The sequence below is a fragment of the Kitasatospora sp. SUK 42 genome, from assembly GCF_015776785.2.
GTDB lineage: Bacteria > Actinomycetota > Actinomycetes > Streptomycetales > Streptomycetaceae > Kitasatospora.
This window is the reverse complement of record NZ_LFMD02000007.1, coordinates 1,138,739-1,150,864: the sequence shown is the minus strand read 5'-3', so window position 1 is coordinate 1,150,864 and position 12,126 is coordinate 1,138,739. Positions and strand designations below refer to the sequence as shown.

At 74.4% G+C, this 12,126-nt stretch carries 12 protein-coding genes, 1 rRNA gene and 1 pseudogene; 7 read left to right on the top strand and 7 right to left on the bottom strand.

Annotated features, from left to right (window positions below):
- Positions 1 to 127 precede the first annotated feature (127 nt).
- A 5S ribosomal RNA gene (rrf, locus tag RZ50_RS26735) occupies positions 128 to 244 on the top strand.
- Between the two features lie 161 nt (positions 245 to 405).
- The gene (locus RZ50_RS26730) at positions 406 to 1,188 is read left to right on the top strand and encodes an SDR family NAD(P)-dependent oxidoreductase (protein ID WP_196949143.1); all 783 of its coding nucleotides are present in this window, start codon (positions 406 to 408) and stop codon (positions 1,186 to 1,188) included.
- Positions 1,189 to 1,225: 37 nt separating this feature from the next.
- On the opposite strand, the gene RZ50_RS26725 is transcribed toward RZ50_RS26730, so the two are convergent.
- A complete protein-coding gene (locus tag RZ50_RS26725; protein WP_308272319.1) occupies positions 1,226 to 2,068 on the bottom strand; it encodes an NAD(P)-binding domain-containing protein in 843 nt (280 codons plus the stop codon).
- A 119-nt stretch (positions 2,069 to 2,187) separates the two neighbouring features.
- On the opposite strand from RZ50_RS26725, the gene RZ50_RS26720 reads away from it, so the two are divergent.
- Positions 2,188 to 2,613 carry a MerR family transcriptional regulator gene (locus RZ50_RS26720; RefSeq protein WP_196949141.1) on the top strand — a complete coding sequence of 142 codons (426 nt, stop codon included), beginning with the start codon at positions 2,188 to 2,190 and terminating at the stop codon, positions 2,611 to 2,613.
- A 10-nt stretch (positions 2,614 to 2,623) separates the two neighbouring features.
- On the opposite strand, the gene RZ50_RS26715 is transcribed toward RZ50_RS26720, so the two are convergent.
- Positions 2,624 to 3,217 (bottom strand): carboxymuconolactone decarboxylase family protein, encoded by a 594-nt coding sequence (locus RZ50_RS26715; RefSeq protein WP_196949140.1) that lies wholly within the window; start codon positions 3,215 to 3,217, stop codon positions 2,624 to 2,626.
- Between the two features lie 92 nt (positions 3,218 to 3,309).
- On the opposite strand from RZ50_RS26715, the gene RZ50_RS26710 reads away from it, so the two are divergent.
- Both RZ50_RS26710 and RZ50_RS26705 read left to right on the top strand, forming a co-directional pair.
- On the top strand, positions 3,310 to 3,684 hold the full coding sequence (locus RZ50_RS26710; RefSeq protein ID WP_254803064.1) for a helix-turn-helix domain-containing protein: 375 nt from the start codon (positions 3,310 to 3,312) through the stop codon (positions 3,682 to 3,684).
- A gap of 166 nt (positions 3,685 to 3,850) precedes the next feature.
- Positions 3,851 to 5,482 carry a carboxylesterase/lipase family protein gene (locus RZ50_RS26705; RefSeq protein ID WP_196949139.1) on the top strand — a complete coding sequence of 544 codons (1,632 nt, stop codon included), beginning with the start codon at positions 3,851 to 3,853 and terminating at the stop codon, positions 5,480 to 5,482.
- A gap of 118 nt (positions 5,483 to 5,600) precedes the next feature.
- Here the strand turns inward: RZ50_RS26705 and RZ50_RS26700 are convergent, their stop codons facing one another.
- The 5 genes and pseudogenes from RZ50_RS26700 to RZ50_RS30385 form a co-directional block, all read right to left on the bottom strand.
- A complete protein-coding gene (locus tag RZ50_RS26700) occupies positions 5,601 to 6,821 on the bottom strand; it encodes a PP2C family protein-serine/threonine phosphatase (RefSeq protein ID WP_196949138.1) in 1,221 nt (406 codons plus the stop codon).
- Between the two features lie 91 nt (positions 6,822 to 6,912).
- Positions 6,913 to 7,335 (bottom strand): MarR family winged helix-turn-helix transcriptional regulator, encoded by a 423-nt coding sequence (locus RZ50_RS26695; RefSeq protein ID WP_196949145.1) that lies wholly within the window; start codon positions 7,333 to 7,335, stop codon positions 6,913 to 6,915.
- A gap of 31 nt (positions 7,336 to 7,366) precedes the next feature.
- Positions 7,367 to 8,674 (bottom strand): M48 family metalloprotease, encoded by a 1,308-nt coding sequence (locus RZ50_RS26690; RefSeq protein WP_196949137.1) that lies wholly within the window; start codon positions 8,672 to 8,674, stop codon positions 7,367 to 7,369.
- A 68-nt stretch (positions 8,675 to 8,742) separates the two neighbouring features.
- Entirely contained in the window at positions 8,743 to 9,072 is a 330-nt protein-coding gene (locus tag RZ50_RS30390) for a dsRBD fold-containing protein (RefSeq protein ID WP_374199998.1), read from the bottom strand.
- Positions 9,058 to 9,489 (bottom strand): annotated as a pseudogene (locus RZ50_RS30385) (universal stress protein); the annotation flags it as partial. The pseudogene RZ50_RS30385 and the gene RZ50_RS30390, both read right to left, overlap by 15 nt.
- Positions 9,490 to 9,786: 297 nt before the next feature.
- Between RZ50_RS30385 and RZ50_RS26680 the strand changes: the two are divergent.
- Both RZ50_RS26680 and RZ50_RS26675 read left to right on the top strand, forming a co-directional pair.
- Positions 9,787 to 10,941: a CapA family protein gene (locus tag RZ50_RS26680; protein ID WP_217680859.1), complete on the top strand. Its 1,155-nt coding sequence runs from the start codon at positions 9,787 to 9,789 to the stop codon at positions 10,939 to 10,941.
- A 383-nt stretch (positions 10,942 to 11,324) separates the two neighbouring features.
- A complete protein-coding gene (locus tag RZ50_RS26675) occupies positions 11,325 to 12,104 on the top strand; it encodes a 2,3-dihydro-2,3-dihydroxybenzoate dehydrogenase (protein ID WP_196949685.1) in 780 nt (259 codons plus the stop codon).
- The last annotated feature ends 22 nt before the right edge of the window (positions 12,105 to 12,126 follow it).

Genomic DNA, 12,126 nt, shown 5'->3' with positions numbered 1-12,126 from the left:
GTGAGGGGTGGAGTTGACCGGTACTAATAGGCCGAGGGCTTGTCCTCAGTTGCTCGCGTCCACTGTGTTGTTCTGAAACAACGACCCCAACCATTCGTGGTTGGTGCGGTTGACAGTTTCATAGTGTTTCGGTGGTCATAGCGTGAGGGAAACGCCCGGTTACATTCCGAACCCGGAAGCTAAGCCTCACAGCGCCGATGGTACTGCAGGGGGGACCCTGTGGGAGAGTAGGACGCCGCCGAACAATTATTCAGAAGAGCCCTCATCCGGGAAACCGGATGGGGGCTTTTCGCATTTCCGTTCCGGCTGGGTTCGGCCGGGTCGGGTCGGCCCGTCGGTGTGCCGGCCGCAGGATCGTGACGGAACCTCATATCTCCACCCTCTGCGCTGAGTAGAGTCATGCCCATGACTACTGAGAGTGAGTCGGGTGACGGTCGGTTGGCCGGGCGGTCCTGCGTGGTGACCGGCGCGGCCAGTGGCATCGGGAGGGCGGTCGCCGAGCGCTTCGTGCGCGAGGGCGCGTCGGTGGTGGCCACGGACGTGGACGCCGAGGGGCTGCGGCGGCTGGCCGGGAGGCTGCCGGGTGCCGTCAGCACGGTGGTTGGCGACGTGTCCCGGGACGAGGACGCCCGGCGGATGGTCGAGGCGGCCGTCGAGCGGCATGGGCGGCTGGACGTCCTGGTGGCCAATGCCGGGGTGATCCCGCTGATGGAGATCACCGAGGCCACCGCCGAGGACTGGGACCACGTGATGGCGGTCGACGGCCGCGGCATGTTCCTCACCTGCAAGTACGCGATCCGCGCGATGACCGCCCAGGAGCGGCCCGGCGGCTCGATCGTCTGCCTGTCCTCCATCTCCGGCGAGGCCGGCCAGCGCGGTCAGGCGGTGTACGGGCCCGCCAAGTTCGTCGCCTCGGGTCTGACCAAGCACCTCGCCGTCGAGTGGGCCGACCGCGGGATCCGGGTCAACGCCGTGGCCCCCGGCACCATCACCACCGAGCGCGTCGCCCGGCTGCGGGACGAGCCCGGCGGGCCCGAGTACCTCGCGGCGATCGAGAAGCTCCACCCGATGGGCCGCCTCGGCGACCCGGCCGAGGTCGCCGCCGCCGTCCTCTTCCTGGCCTCCGACGACGCCTCCTTCATCACCGGGACCGTGCTGCCGGTCGACGGTGGCTACCTCGCGCAGTAGCGGCCTGCGGCGGAGGCGCTCCGGGGGCGACGGGCTTTCAGCGGGCGAGGTGCTCCACCAGGGCGGACACCCCGTCCGCCCCGCTCCCGGCGTCGACCGCCCGCCGGGTGAGCGCGAGCGCGGCGTCCAGTACGGAGGTGTCCAGGCCGCGTGCCCGGGCGGTGTGCGCGACGTGCGCCAGCCCGGCCTGGGCGGAGGCCACGCTGCTGCGGTCGCCCGGGTGGCGGCCCTCGTCCGCGCGCTGTGCGTAGTCCTCGATGATCGGGGGCAGCAGACTCGCCAACCCCTTGGCGTAAGGGGCGAGTTCGGATCCGCTGATGCCCTCGGCGCGGGCCAGGGCGAGGGCGTGCAGGTAGCCGTGCACGGTGGTCCAGAACAGGTCCAGCACCGCCGCGTCGAAGGCCGCCGCCCGTCCCGGGTCCGCGCCCAGGTGGCGCACGGTGCCCAAGGCTCGGAGGGTCGGCTCGTGGGCGACGAAGGCCTCCGGATCGCCGCTCAGGAGGAGGCTGCCCTCGGGGCGGCCGATGGTCGTGGTCGGGGTGAGGATCGCGGCGTCGAGGAGCCGGTAGCCCCGCCGATCGGCCTCGGCGGCGTCCGCCCGGGCGTCGTCCGGCGCGATCGAGGTGGCGTTGACGACGGTCCGGTCGCGCAGTGCCGCCCCGGCGGCGTCCAGCACGGCCCGTGCGGCCGCGTGGTCGCGCACGCACAGCAGCACCAGCGGGGCGTCCGCCACGGCCTCGGTGGCGCTCGCGGCCGGGCGCGCGCCCAGCGCGACCGGCTCGGCGTCCCGGCCCGGGGTGCGGTTCCAGACCGTGACCGGATGCCCGGCGGTGAGCAGCGCCGCCGTCAGCGCGCGGCCCATCGGGCCCAGGCCGAGCACGGCAACGGTGCTGCGGGGAAGGGTGGTTGGGGAAGATCCTCGGTTCGGCATGCCGGTTACGCTAGAGCTTCACGCCGACGGCAGAGTCAAGCCGGAAGCCGAACACCGGAGGTGCCGCGATGCGGATCGGAGAACTCGCCCGGCGTACCGGCGCCACCCCGCGCGCCCTGCGCTACTACGAGGAGCAGGGCCTGCTCACCCCCGAGCGCCGGCCCAGCGGCTACCGCGAATACGGCGAGCGGGACGTGGACACCGTCCACGGCATCCGCACCCTCCTCGCGGCCGGACTGAACAGCGCCGCCGTCGCCGGGATCCTCCCCGGCCTGCCCCGGCCGGGCCGTCGTCGCCCCGGGCCGACCTGCCCGGAACTGCTGGCCGGCCTCGGCCGGGAGCGTGAGCGCATCACCCGGCAGATGAATGAACTCGCCGCCGCTCGCGCCCTGTTGGACGACATCATGGGAGCGGCGGCGCCGAGCGAGGTGATCCGCGCGCCCCGGCCGGAGTCCGTCGGTCGGCGGTCGGTCGGCGGGCCGTCGGTGCGGTAGCGGTGGAGTTCTAGGCCGAGGGGAACGGCGTCGACCACGGTTCGTCGTTCAGGCGCAGGGCGTTGGCCAGGCCGGCGATGGTGCGGTACCAGCCGGTCAGGACGAGGAGTTCCAGCAGTTGGTCGTCCTCGTAGTGCGCGCTCAGGGCGCTCCAGGCGGTGTCGGAGAGGTCCGCGGTGTCGTGCAGTTCGTCGACGGCGCGCAGCAGTGCGGCCTGGTGGGGTGCCCACCTGGGGCTGGTCGGGGCGTCAGGGGCGTCGGGGGCTTCCGGGTCGTACGGGGCCTCGGTGGCGGTGGCCGCCAGCTGTTCCGGGGTGAGTCCGGCCCACCGGCCCATGGTCGCGGCGTGCACGCCCCACTCGTAGGTGCAGCCTGCCCGGGCCGTCGCGCGGGCGATGACGAGCTCGCGATCGGCGTCCGGCAGCAGCCCGTGGCCGAGCAGTCCGCCGCCGAGCGCGAACATCCGGGAGGCGAGGTCGCGGTTGCGCTGCAGCACGCGGAAGAGGGAGAGCGGCTGGTGCGGTGCCCGTGGTGGCGTCCAGCGGCGCAGCGTGTGGAGGACGTCGGCGGCGTAGGGCGGTTCGAGCGGCCGGATGCGCGGCATGTCACACTCCCTGTCCCGAGGGTGCTTCTGTTTCCGAAGCGCCACTATGATGCTTCGGAAACAGAAGCGCAAGGAGGAGGGGGATGGGCGGGATGAACGGTTCCGCGGAGTGGCCCGAGACGGGTGCGGCGCGGCCGGGCCGACCCGTACGCGGCTCCGACTCGGGGCGGCCGGTGATGGCCGCGCTCGACCTGCTCGGGCGCCGATGGGTGCTGCGGGTGCTCTGGGAGCTCAGTCAATCGCCGTGCGGCTTCCGGGAGTTGCAGCGCCGGTGCGAGCGGATGTCGTCCAGCGTGCTGACCGTCCGGCTCGCCGAGCTGACCGAGGCGCGGGTCCTCGTCCGCGAGGGCGAGGCCTACCGCCTCACACCGCTCGGCGAGGCCCTGGTCGCCGCCCTCGGCCCGCTGGACGCCTGGAGCCGCCGCTGGGCGGGCGAACTGGACGGACCTCCGGCCGCCGCCGACTGACCGCTGCCGCCGCCGTTGCCTCCACCCGCCCCATCCCCGGGTGGAGAACGGAAAGTCCACCCGGGCTGCGGTGACACTCCCTCAGCCGCCCGGGCACGCTGGAAGCGACATCGTGCCCCGGCCGCGTCGGGGCCTGATCGTGCGGAGGGAGCGCAAGGTGGCACGGGTGCACACGGCGAAACGGTGGGTCAGGGCGGTGACGGCCACGGCGGCACTGCTGCTGGCGTTGCTCCCCGCGGTACCGGCCGGGGCCGCCGTACAGACAGGGGCGGCGGGGGCGGCCGACGGGGTGACGGCGCCCGGCTGCCGCGCCACGACCTCGCTCGGCCGGGTCCAGGGCGTGGCGCAGGACGGCCGCTGTGCCTACCTCGGTGTGCCGTACGCGGCACCCCCGACCGGGTCGAACCGGTTCCGACCGCCCCGGCCGGTCGAGCCCTGGCACGGCACGCTCGGGGCCACCGCGCTCAAGCCCGGCTGCCCGGAGGACCTGAGCGTCGGCGGGGACGGCGTCGAGGACTGCCTGCACCTCAACGTGTGGGCACCGCGCACCGGCGGTGCCCCCAAGCCCGTCATGGTGTTCCTGCACGGCGGCGCGGACGAACTCGGTGCCGCCGCCGGGCAGGTCTTCGACGGCGGACGGCTGGCCGTCCGGGGCGACGCGGTCGTGGTGAACCTCGACTACCGCCTCGGCATCCTGGGCTGGACGGAACTCGGCTCGCTCGACCCGGCCTACGCGGGCTCCGGCAACAACGGGCTGCGCGACGAGGCGGCCGCGCTGGCCTGGGTCCGCCGGCACATCGCGGCCTTCGGCGGGAACCCGGGCGAGGTCACCGTCTTCGGGCAGTCGGCGGGCGCCATCTCGATCAGCGCCCTGCTGGCCGGCGACCACCCCGAGCGGTTGTTCCGGCGCGCCATCGTCGAGAGCGGGCCGGGCTACCTGGTGCACACCGCGGCCGCCGCGCGGCGCACCGCCGAGCACATCCTCACCACCGGCGGCATCCGGTCGGTCGCGGACCTCGACCGGCTCTCCACCCGGGAGGTCCTGGAGCTCCAGGAGCGGGCGCAGGGCGGGCTCTCCGGGCCGGCGGCCGCCGTCTTCTTCGGCCCGTTCATCGACGGTTCGCTGGTGCCCGGGCCGGTGGTCGAGCGGATCGCGGCCGGCAGCGCCCGGCACGTCGACGTGATGACCGGCACCACGGAGAACGAGACCGACTACTGGGCGCTGTTCAACCCCAGGGTGCTGGACCTGCCGCTGAGCGCGTACCGCAGCCTGCCGCCGGTCCTGGCGGGCCGCAGGCAGGAGATGTACGACCACTACGCGGCGAACCGCCCCGGGCTGGCCGAGGGGCGGGTGGTCAACGCGATGATCACCGACCAGACCGAGCGGGTGCCCACCCTGCGCCTGGCCGAGGCGCAGTCCCGTTGGCGGCCCACCTACGTCTACCAGTTCGACTGGCACGTGCCCTACGTGCCCGGGCTCCCGGCCGCCCAGAACCTCGGCGCGATGCACACGCTGGAGCTGCCCTTCGTCTTCGGAGGCCTGGACCTGAGCAGCTTCCCGCGCGGTGCCCAGACCGTCGCCGAGCAGGGGCCGGCCCTCGCCCGGCTGTCCGACCGGATGATGGGGGCCTGGTCCGACTTCGCCCGCCGGGGTGAGCCGGGCTGGCCGTCCTACACCGCGGACAGCCGGGCCACCCGGATCTGGGACCTCGAACCGAGCGTCCGGTACGCGCCGAAGGACGACGAGCGCGCGCTGTGGGACGACTACGACTTCGCGGCCTGGGACTTCTCGGGGTAGTCGGCGGGGCGGCGGGCGGCTAACAGATTTCAGGTGACAGATTTCGAAATCTGTCATCTGAAATCTGTCATCCGTCGTCTGTCGGCTGAAACCCGTCGGCCCGGCCGGTACGCCGCCCTCACGGCAGCCGCTCGACCAGCACCATCGCCGCGTCGTCGTCCAGCCGCCCGCCGACGTGGGCGAGCAGGTCGTGGTGCAGGCGGTGCAGCAGGGCGGTGGGGTGGTCGGACTGCCAGGCGGCGACCCGCTCGGTGAGCGGGTAGAACCGGCGCTGGGCGTCCCGGGCCTCGATCACGCCGTCGGTGTAGATCAGCAGCCGGTCGCCGGGCCGGAACGGGAAGGTCTCCACCTCGTACTCCACCGGGGCGAGCTCGCCGAGGCCGAGCGGGGGCGCGGGGTGGCGGGCAGCGAGGGTGACGATGCCCTCGGGGCGCAGCAGCAGCGGGGGCGGGTGGCCGCAGTCGATCAGGCGCACGGGCGTGCCGTCGTCGGGGATGTCGAGCAGGACGGCGGTGATGAAGGACTCGCCACCCTCGTCGGGGGCGCCGTCGTCCTCGGGGCGGCCGGACTCCCGGGACCGCCTGGGCTGCCGCGAATCCCGGGACTGCTGGGACTGCCGGGACTGTTCGGCGAGCTGGGCGAGGTCCCAACAGACGCTGCCGTCCAGGTAGGCGGCCAGTGCCGGCAGGTCGGTGTGCAGGTGCGCGGCGGCGCGGAAGGCGCCGAGCAGCAGGGCCGCGTCGCCGAGCGAGGACAGGCCCTTGCCGCGCACGTCGCCGACCAGCAGCCGGGTGCCCGTGGCGGTGCGGGCCGCCGCGTACAGGTCGCCGCCGACCTGCGCCTCGGCCTCGGCGGCCAGGTAGACGGAGGACAGGCGCAGCGGCCCGATCCGTTCCGGCAGCGGGCGCAGCAGTACCCGTTGGGCGGCCTCGGAGACCGAGCGGACCCGGGCCAGTTCGCGCTCGTGCCGGTCGCGCAGCGCCCGCAGGCCGATGATCAGTGTCGAGACGACGACCTGCGCGCCCAGCTGGGTCTCGATGTTGGCGCTGGTCAGCCCGTCCCGGACGAAGCCGATGACGGTGAGCGCGGCCAGCGCGAGCACCGCGACCCCGGCGGTGGCCCGGGCGCCGGCGAGGGAGGCGGTGAGGGCGGGGGCGACGATCAGCAGCGGGCCGAGGTGGATCTGCGGCGGGGAGAGGATGTCGACGACGGTGATCAGGATGATCAGCGCGAGCGGCAGCGCCGTCAGCGCGCGGCGGTCGAGCCGCCAGTGTCGGCGGCGCGTGCGGCGACGGGACTCGGTGGGACGCTGCTCGTCGGGAGGCTGCCGGAGGGGCACGTTTCCTCTGTACACCGTGGGGGCGGGGTGGCGCACCCCGGGCGGCCCCGGGCGGCCCCGGGCCGCACCCCGGGTGGGCGGCGGCCCGGCCTCAGCCCTCCGTGCCGTAGCGGGCCAGGTAGGCGGCGAAGCGGGCGACGTCCTCGTCGGACCAGTCGGTGAAGCGGGCGGTGAAGGCCAGGCGCCGCTGCTCGTTGGCGTCCCGCAGCAGGGTCAGTCCGGCCTCGGTGGCCCGCAGGATCTGGCCGCGCTGGTCGTCCGGGTCGGCCTCGCGGCGCAGCAGGCCGAGCCTCTCCAGGGCGGTGACCTGGCGGCTGACGGTGGACTTGTCGAGCATGAAGTGCGCGGCCACGTCGGCGGCCCGGCAGCCGCCGCGCTCGGTGATCAGGTCGAGGATGCTGTACGTGACCAGGGAGAGGTCGGGGTGCAGCTGGGAGGCCTTGTGCCGGGCACGGCGGGCGAAGGCGGTCAGCTCGCGCTGGATGGTGTCGATGGACGACTGGCGGCCGGGCACGGCGTTCCTGTTCTCCTCGAGATTTGTTGCACTATACAACGGATTCGCCTGGCATCGCGCGCCCTGCGGCGGCCTTCCGCCCCGGCCCGGCCTGCCAGGCGCGGGCGGCCGCGATCCGGCGGGTCGCACTCGGGTGAGTGGCGAACAGTAGCTCAAGCACCCGCGGCGGGTCGACATCCGAGACGTTCGCCAGTGCCAGTCTGCGCTGCATCGCCACGAACTGCTCGGGATCCCCGGTCAGTTCGAGCGCGTGACGGTCCGCCCTGGCCTCGATCCGGCGGCTCACCGCGCACTGGGCCGGCCCCGACAGCGCGCCCAGCAGCGCCGCGAGCGCCGCCAGCAGCGGCAGTGCCCGGGGATCGGCCGCGTCGCTCGCCCCGGCCACGTCCAGCAGCGGGCGCCAGGTGCTCAGCAGCCCGAGGACCGCCACCGCGACGGCCGCGCCGACCGCACCCAGCGCGGTGCCCACCGGCACGTCGCGGTGCTTGACGTGCCCCAGCTCGTGCGCCACCACCAGCTCCACCTCGCGCGGCGCGGCGGTCGACAGCAGGGTGTCGTACGCGACGATCCGGCGGGTCGCGCCCAGCCCGGAGACGTACGCGTTCAGTGCGGTGGTCCGCCGGGAGGCGTCCGCCACCAGGACGTCCCGCACGCGCACGCCGTCCCGCTCCGCCAGGGCCATCAGGGCGGTGCGCAGCTCGCCCGGCGGCATCGGGGTGAAGCGGTTGAACACCGGTTCGATCAGCAGCGGGTGGAGGAAGGAGAGGGCGACCGTCAGCAGGGCCGCCGCACCCGCCGCCGGCAGCCACCAGTGCCGCGGCGACCAGCCGGTCAGCGCGAACAGGCCCAGTCCGAGCGGGAGCACGAGGACGAGGGTGAGCCCGAGCGAGCGCGCAGCGTCCACCGCCCAGCCGGCCCAGCCCTGGGTCACCAGCCCGTACCGGGCCCGGACGGACCGCGCCCCGGCGCCGAACGGCAGCCGCAACGCCTGGCCGAGCACCACCAGGGCCGCCGCGCCCGCCAGCACCTCGGCCGTCCGGGAACCGCCGAACCAGCGGCCGGTGGCGGTGACCAGGGCGGCGCCGACCGGGGTGAGGCCGAGCAGCAGGGTCAGCGCCAGGTCGGCCAGGCGGCCGCCGAGCGCCCACGGCAGCTGGGCGCGGCGCAGCGCGCGGCCGCGGGCGCGTTCGGCGGGGGTGAAGTCGGGGGCGGTCGGCGTCGCGGTCGGTGTCGGTGTCGCGGGTGGTGTCGCGGTCGGTGTCGCTGGTGGTGCCGGGGCCGGAGTCGCGGACGGCGGGTCCGGCACGTGCGGCGAGGGGGTCTGGGGCGTCGGTTCCATGGGCGGGGTGCGGCTCCTCCGGCTCGGGGCGTCGCGGTTCAGCATCCCCTACCGGCCGCGATCGGCGCTCATTCCTCGGCCGGGCCGGTGGCGCTGTGGACGCCGGCGCGCAGCAACTGGTGCCCGAGGTCGACCAGGGCGCGGCCGACGGCGAACTCGTCGCCGACCGCCGGGGCCGGGGTGTCCCGGGGGTTGCGGCGGGCGAGGGAGTCGCTGTGCAGCACCGTGCCGTCGGCGTCCAGCACCGCGTGCACCCGGGTGGTGTCCCGGTCCTCGACCACGTGCAGGCTGAGCTGCCAGTCCTTGGTGCGGACGGCCCCCTCGCCCTGCCCCGCCCGCTCCGCCGCGGCCTCCGGGGCAGGCCCGGTGGTGGCCGTCCCGTCGGCGCGGACGATCACCACCGGGCAGACCCCGTGCACCGCGCAGCGGGTGGACACCGAGCCGAGCAGCGTCCGGGCGAAGGTGCCCCGGCCGCGGCTGCCCAGCACCAGCAGGTCCGCGTCCTCGGCCGCCTCCAGCAGCACCTCCGCGGCGTGCCCGAGCACCAGGGACTCCCGGACCGTCACCGGGCGCTGCGGGCCGACGACCTCGTTGACCTCGGCGGTGAGGGTCCGCTGGGCGGCCTGCTCGAAGCCCTCGTCCGCCATCGGGGCGAACCAGCCGTACAGCGACGGGTACTCCCAGGCCGCCACCGCGTGCACGGTGGCACCGGTGAGGACCGCCTGGCCGACCGCCCAGCGCAGTGCCGCCTTCGATGGCTCCGATCCGTCGACCCCGACCACGATCCGGCGCGCCCGGCCGGGGGCGGGTTGCATGCCGGTCATCACGTACCACCACCTCCGGCGTGAGCCTGCGGCCTCCTCTCCACGCTGCGCGCCGCCCGGCCGGGGCGCCAGGGACACGGTGGCCGGGTGGGGCGCGGGGAGTGGGCCGGATGGGCCAGTGGTGCCGGGTGGGCCATTAGTGCCAGTGGTGCCAGTGGTGCCAGTGGTGCCGGGTGGGGCCGCCGTACCACCCATGTGTGTCCGGAATGTTGTGGGTACGGGATGAAGTGGTGGCGAAGTGGTGGCGTAGGCTGACCGCTCTTGCGTCGAATCCGGGGGGAACCACTCATGCGCCGTGCCGCGGCCGCCGTCGCGCTGTTCGTCGGGCTGACCGCCGTCACCGCCTGTGGGCCCGACGACCCGGCCCCCGGCTCCGCCGCCGGGCCCTCCGGCGGTGCGGCCGCCCCGCCCGCCACGGCCTCCGGCACGGCTCCGGCATCGGGTGCGGCATCGGGCGCGGCCCCCTCCAAGAGCGCCGCGCCCCGCCCGGACGGCACCATCACCGTCGCCTTCGCCGGGGACGTCCACTTCGAGGGCCGCACCCAGGCCAGGCTCTCCGTCCGGGCCCCCGAACCGGCGCTCGGCCCGATCTCCCGCACCCTCGCCGACGCCGACCTGTCCGTCCTCAACCTGGAGACCGCGATCACCGGGCGCGGCGCGCCGGAGCCGAAGACGTACACCTTCCGCACCTCGCCCAAGGCGCTGTCCGTGCTCAAGGAATCGGGCGTCGACGTCGTCTCGATGGCCAACAACCACGCCGTGGACTTCGGCGCCGACGGCCTCACCGACACCCTCGCCGCCAAGGACTCCTCGCCGATCCCGGTGGTCGGCGTCGGGCACAACGCCAAGGAGGCGTACGCCCCGTACGTGACGACCGTGCGCGGGGCGAAGGTCGCCGTGGTCGCCGCCAGCCAGGTCGAGGACATCACCAACCAGAAGTGGCGGGCAGGTGCCAACAAGCCCGGCATCGCCTCGGCGCTGGACGTCCCCGCACTGGTGTCGGCCGTGCAGGAGGCCAAGCGGCAGGCCCCGGTCGTGCTCGTCTACCTGCACTGGGGCGAGGAGGGCAAGGCCTGCCCGACCGGCCCGCAGACCGCCATCGCCAAGAAGCTCGCCGCCGCAGGGGCCACCGCCGTGGTCGGCACACACGCCCACACCATGGTCGGCTCCGGCATGCTCGGCGGCACCTACATCGGGTACGGCTTCGGCAACTTCCTCTGGTACGGCACCTCCAACTACGCCAACTCCAACGAGACCGGCGTCACCACCCTCACCCTCACCGCCGACGGAAAGGTCGCCGGCGAGTCCTTCGCCCCGGCCACCATCGACGACAAGGGCATCCCGCAGCCGGTCACCGGCGCCGCCGCCGATGCCGCCCTCAAGCGCCGGGACGGCCTGCGCGGCTGCGCCGGACTCACCCCGCCCCCGGCGGCCGCGCGCTGACGCGCAGCCGCCTGTCTGCGCGCCGCCGCCTGTTTGCGCGCCACGGTCCGTCGGCGCAGCGCTCGGGGCCTGCCCGGCGGGTCCTTGCCGGGCTCGCGGCGTCAGGGCACGCACCTCGCCGCGTCGCCGTCGGTCGCCAACGGCCCCCAGCCTTCGGCCGGGAGGTGCCCCCCTCCTCCGCCTTGTGATGCACGCGCCCTGACGCCGCGGTCTGATCCGACAAGATCCGCCGGACGGGTCCCTGAGGCCGCCCGTCCCCGATTCGGGGGTGGGCGGCCTCCGTTCGTTCGGGGCCAGTTGACGTTCGTACAGGTGCTCGGTGGAGGGCGAACAGTTGTGTTAGGTTAGCCTTACCTAATGTTGCTGGTCGGAGGGGAAGTCCTGTGCCGCAGTCCGAATTCGCCGGTGTCGTCGCGATGGTCACCGGGGCCGGGCAGGGCATCGGCGCGGCCGTGGTCCGGGCACTGGTCGCCGAGGGGGCGGTCGTCGCGGCGGTGGACCGGAACGCCGGTTCGCTCGCCGGTCTCGCGGAGGAGTCGACCGCCGTGCACCCGTACGTCCTGGATGTCGCCGACTCGCAAGCGGTCGACACCGCCGTCGAGTTGATGGAGGACCAACTCGGTCCGATCGGCGTTCTGGTGAACGTCGCGGGGATCCTGCGGACCGGACTCGCCGTCGAACTCTCCGATGAGGACTGGTCGGAGACCTTCGCGGTCAACACCTCCGGGGTGTTCCACGCCAGCCGCGCGGCCGGGCGGCGGATGGCCGCCCGAGGGCGCGGTGCCGTGGTGACCGTCGGTTCCAACGCCGCCGGGGTGCCCCGGGCCGGAATGGCCGCGTACGCGGCGTCCAAGGCGGCGGCCGCCATGTTCACCCGGTGCCTCGGGTTGGAACTCGCCCGGTCCGGGGTGCGCTGCAACGTCGTCTCGCCCGGATCGACCGACACGGAGATGCAGCGCGCCCTGTGGGGCGAGGACCCCGAGGCGGCCGAACGGCGGGTGATCGACGGCGACTTGGAGGCCTGGCGGGTCGGCATCCCGATCGGGCGGATCGCCGCGCCCGCCGACATCGCGGAGGCGGTGCTCTTCCTGGCCTCCGACCGGGCCCGGCACATCACCATGCACGACCTGTACGTCGACGGCGGCGCGACGCTGCGCGCCTGAACCACCCTTCGCAGACCTCAGA